We start from the raw sequence: 4,891 nt of genomic DNA on the forward strand, positions 1-4,891 counted from the left end.
AAAAGGTGAGAAGGGAATCCAGGGAGAAGTTGGACCCCAAGGACTAAAAGGTGACACCGGGGATACCGGAGCAACCGGAGCACAAGGAATACAAGGTGAGGTCGGTCCGCAGGGAATCCAAGGAGAAGTCGGTCCACAAGGAATACAGGGCGAAGTTGGGCCACAAGGTCTAAAAGGTGACACTGGTGAAAAAGGAGACCAAGGTGACGTAGGTCCGCAGGGAATCCAAGGAGAAATCGGACCCCAAGGCCTAAAAGGTGACACCGGGGATACTGGTGCAACCGGAGCAACCGGAGCACAAGGAATCCAAGGTGAGGTCGGACCCCAAGGACTAAAAGGAGATACTGGTGAAAAAGGTGACAAGGGTGACCAAGGTGATGTCGGACCACAAGGTTTAAAAGGCGACACCGGAGATACTGGTGCAACCGGAGCAACCGGAGCACAGGGACTTCAAGGAGAAGTTGGGCCTCAAGGAATCCAGGGCGAAATTGGACCCCAAGGTCTAAAAGGTGACACTGGAGATACTGGTGCAACCGGAGCACAAGGAATCCAAGGCGAAGTTGGGCCACAGGGAATCCAAGGCGAAATTGGAGCACAAGGAATACAGGGAGAAATTGGACCACAAGGAATACAAGGTTTAAAAGGTGACACCGGCGAAAAAGGTGACAAGGGTGACCAAGGTGAGAAGGGCGAAAAAGGGGATGCTGCTAATCCATCATGGGAACTGTTAGGAAATAGTAGTACCAATGCAACCACAAATTTTGTTGGTACCACAGATGCTCAAGACCTTGTTTTTAAAGCAAATAACACAGAAAAACTTAGGTTGGTCCAGAACAAGGGACAAGTATTGGTAAACCAAGCAGTGACATTTAACAACCATCCACTGGTAGTAAGAGCCAATGGGGTAGATGTATTAGCATTTCAGAATAGTGCTGGTACACCAAAATGGCATTGGAATTTACTTTCGAACGGACTAAACTTTGTTGAATCGAATGTTGCGGATTATAGATTGTTCCTTGCGAATGGAGGAAATGTCGGAATCAATACAAACACTCCTTCTGAACAACTCGATGTCAATGGGAATGCAAGAATAAGAGCACTGGGAACTGCCACGAATACCGATGATATCCTCGCAGCAAATGCCACAGGTGTTCTTCAGCGATCCAAAATCAATTATGGTGGCCGTTGGACGAATACCAACACAAGTACAAATTTGAATAATAATAACACTTCGGTTCCCATATTTGGAAACGAGGATTATAAAGACGACGGCAACAATTTATATCAAGTGACTGGAAACACGTTAAGAGTTAAAGAAACAGGAAGATATAACATCATAGCAAATCTAACCTTATATGCCGATGATGATAAAACGAGCGTTACTGTGAGAATTGAAGTAAATGGAACTCCCGTGGGGGCAATTGGGGCAACAGGCTATCTTCGAGAAAAGGATAAGTTTATGCCTACAATCAGTCTGAACGAAATTCTACAATTAAATGCTAATGATGTAATAACAATTATTTCCCGAAGAGAAGCTGATTCCGGATCTGTCTATATTAACGGATCTGGAAATGCAAGTTTCATTATCAACAAATTAAGATAAGGGTATGCAAATGAAATATTTTTTCTTTCTCTTTTGTTTGTATTCCAGTGTTTTCGCACAGGATGCTTTCCACAACTATGGTTCCATGCAAATTCATGGCGCTACCATGGTGGGTTTTCATCTGGACCTGATCAATGACGGTGATTTTGACCAAAATTCAGGCCTGGTGGGTTTTTATGGGTTTGATAAATCACTTTCGGTTTCAGGTAATAATAATCCGGTTTTCTATGATGCTGAAATCGCTGTTGACAATGGATTGTATCTAAACATTCCAATCGGTGTGACCAACAATGTGAACCTTATTGTCGGGGATGTGATTACCCCAAGGATCGATACCGATATTTTTGCCAATTTTATGGAAAATGCATTCTATGTAGGTGAAAATGATGTATCACTTATCGATGGGTATGCTGCGTTTACCAACAAGGACACCTTCACTTTCCCTGTAGGTGATGATGAACGTCTAAGACCTTTGTCCATAAGATCTGATGAAATAGATCCCCTTGTGAAATGTGCTTATTTTTACGAAGATCCCAATGCACCCTCTGTTTTTGGAAAGAGTTTTCAAACCCAAAAAACAGCTTCTGAGTATATGAAGGTAAGTCAATTGGAATATTGGAATTTGAAAGGGGAGGTTTCGACCTCAGTTACCCTAACATGGGACGAATGGAGTAATATTGGAGTATTGGCCGAATATCTTGGCGATCTTAAGGTAGTAGGTTGGCACAAGGCCCAAGACAAATGGGTAAATCTTGGGAATACCAATGTACAGGGAGGACTTACCAAAGGATCGGTTACCTCAGAACCCTTTGTACCCAATGACTATGAAATCTTGACTTTAGGAGGTAACGCCGATATGGTCGAACTGTTTGATACCATTGAACTCGACAATTATTATATGACCCCTAATGGTGACGGAAAAAATGACTTCCTAGTACTTGATGGGCTTGAAAGCTCTCCTCACAATTCCATTCAGATATTCAACAGGTATGGTGTATTGGTCTATTCAAAGGACAACTATCAAAATGATTTTGATGGCACCTCAAATAGGAACATGGTCGTTGCCCGCGATTCAGGATTGGCCACAGGTATCTATTTCTATATCATTACCATGCATGACCTCAAACAACGGCATCAAGGATACCTCTATCTTTCCCTTACCCAATGATTTTCATGGGGCATACGCTTGGCATTGTGCTTTTAAGCGTTTCTAGGACTTGGAAAGAACAAGAATATTTGTTTAATTTTAATCCGCAGAAATGTGGGTAGGTCGCAATGTTGGATGGCCTTTACCATACCCTTCCCAAATTGTGACTGGCAATACGATAGACCAAAGGGATATTGTGGCAACATTTTTGTTGTTACCTTGCAACAAACTACAGGGTTTAAACCAAAAAAACAAGCATGAAAAGAAGATCATTCATAAAAAAAAGTAGCATTTCAGGATTGGCTTTGACCTTAGCACCTTCCCTATTGGCAGCGAATAGCGGTGAAATTGAATACTCGGTATTGGAATTGATGGGCAAGGAAGAGATTCAGCTTTATGGTGAAGGAATACAACTTAGAAAAGAAGCTCATGATGCTTTTTTAGCCATGAAAAAAGCGGCCTATAGTGACGGTATCGATATAAAAATAGTTTCAAGCTATCGCAATTTCGATCGACAGGAATCGATCTGGGAAAGAAAGTATATCAAGTATACCGAGGAGGATGGATTAGAGCCTCTTGCAGCTATTGACAAGATCATTGAATATTCCACAATCCCTGGCACCAGCAGACATCATTGGGGAACGGACATTGATATTATTGACGGCTATCGAAATGCCAACGGTGATGTCTTGGTCCCTGAAAAATTTGAAGCCGGTGGACCCTTTGAGGATTTTAAGAAATGGATGGATGAAAATTCCCAAAAATTTGACTTTCATATCGTTTATACCGATGACCCTAGACGAAGGGGTTTTAAGTATGAGCCTTGGCATTACAGTTATGCCCCTATCTCGATCCCCATGCTTAAGGCCTATCGAAGGTTGAATATTTTACAGCTAATGAGGGAGGAAGAATTCTACGGTAGTGAACATTTTACCACTGGTTTTATAAAGAATTATGTAAAAAACAATATCTTGGGAATCAATACGGCACTTTTATAAGTCTTTTTGTACATTGTGACACTACTGAACCGCACTAACCATGAAAAGAGGCAGTTGGAAAATTAGGATTTTTATAGGCTTGGCTATAGTAGGCTTTGCCCTTATCCAAAGATGCAACAATAAGGAAGAAAACCCGTATACCGGTAGGGTCCAAAATATCAATATGACTTCTGAGCAGGAAATTGCCATTGGTCTTCAAAGTGCGCCTGAAATAGCGCAACAACATGGGGGATTGTATCCTGATGAACGGCTCCAGTCATTCGTTGATTATATCGGCAAAAAGTTGGTCGACAATAGTATTGCCCGTGAAACCCCCTATAAATACGATTTTCACTTATTGGCCGATGATCAAACCATCAATGCCTTTGCATTGCCTGGCGGTCAGGTATTCATTACCTATGCCCTATTTTCCCAATTGAACGAAGCCCAATTGGCTGGGGTTCTAGGTCATGAAATAGGCCATGTTATCGGTAGGCATTCCGCTGAACGCATCGCTGATAGTCAATTTTGGCAAACCGTTACCATGGGGGCGACAGTGGGGGCCGATGCTGGCGGAATTGTGAGTAGTATAGGTCAGAATACCCTTTTAACAAATGGTCGTGGTGACGAATTGGAAAGTGATGACCTTGGTGTTTTGTTTATGATCAATTCTCATTATGATCCCAATGAAATGATTGAGGTGATGAAAATCCTTAAAGCGGCCGCAGGACCCAATCGTGTTCCTGAATTTCAAAGTACCCATCCCGATCCGGAGAACCGTATTGAAAAGATCAGGGAAGCAATTGCCAAATATGGTGGGTAATTCGTTATAGAATTAACATAAATCCCATTGTCAATCGGTATATTTTAGTATCTTTGAACCTCTACCAAATCTTTTTATTGCCTCAGATTTAACCCTTATAGCTTTGATTTACAATCATTTAAACAAAACTATATGGGAACACTATTACATTTTAAGGACATTTACACAGAAGCTTTCGAGAATTGTAGACCAAATTTCGTGGTCGTACTATTAAAAGCATATTCCATTTTCTGCGTTCTAATGCTGACTATGGCACTTTATGCTTTTTTCTATAGGGTAGCGACTGGCTTCGAATTTTAAATCGTAACGATTCACTCTTTAGCATGAACACTATATGGAGT

4 protein-coding genes and 1 pseudogene are annotated in these 4,891 nt (G+C 41.7%); all 5 read left to right on the plus strand.

Features of this window, described 5'->3' with window-relative positions:
- A pseudogene (locus WBM98_RS10945) lies at window positions 1-1,603 on the plus strand (hypothetical protein); the annotation flags it as partial.
- Between the two features lie 10 nt (window positions 1,604-1,613).
- Window positions 1,614-2,771: a gliding motility-associated C-terminal domain-containing protein gene (locus tag WBM98_RS10950; RefSeq protein WP_424366060.1), complete on the plus strand. Its 1,158-nt coding sequence runs from the start codon at window positions 1,614-1,616 to the stop codon at window positions 2,769-2,771.
- 236 nt (window positions 2,772-3,007) lie between these two features.
- Window positions 3,008-3,748 carry a M15 family metallopeptidase gene (locus WBM98_RS10955; protein WP_424366061.1) on the plus strand — a complete coding sequence of 247 codons (741 nt, stop codon included), beginning with the start codon at window positions 3,008-3,010 and terminating at the stop codon, window positions 3,746-3,748.
- A gap of 40 nt (window positions 3,749-3,788) precedes the next feature.
- Window positions 3,789-4,550, plus strand: a complete 762-nt coding sequence (locus tag WBM98_RS10960) for a M48 family metalloprotease (RefSeq protein ID WP_424366062.1) — start codon at window positions 3,789-3,791, stop codon at window positions 4,548-4,550.
- A gap of 132 nt (window positions 4,551-4,682) precedes the next feature.
- Window positions 4,683-4,850, plus strand: coding sequence for a DUF6747 family protein (locus WBM98_RS10965; RefSeq protein ID WP_424366063.1), 168 nt, complete (start codon window positions 4,683-4,685; stop codon window positions 4,848-4,850).
- Window positions 4,851-4,891: the final 41 nt, after the last annotated feature.

Source organism: Maribacter sp., from assembly GCF_049667165.1.
In the GTDB taxonomy this organism is placed as follows: Bacteria; Bacteroidota; Bacteroidia; order Flavobacteriales; family Flavobacteriaceae; genus Maribacter_A.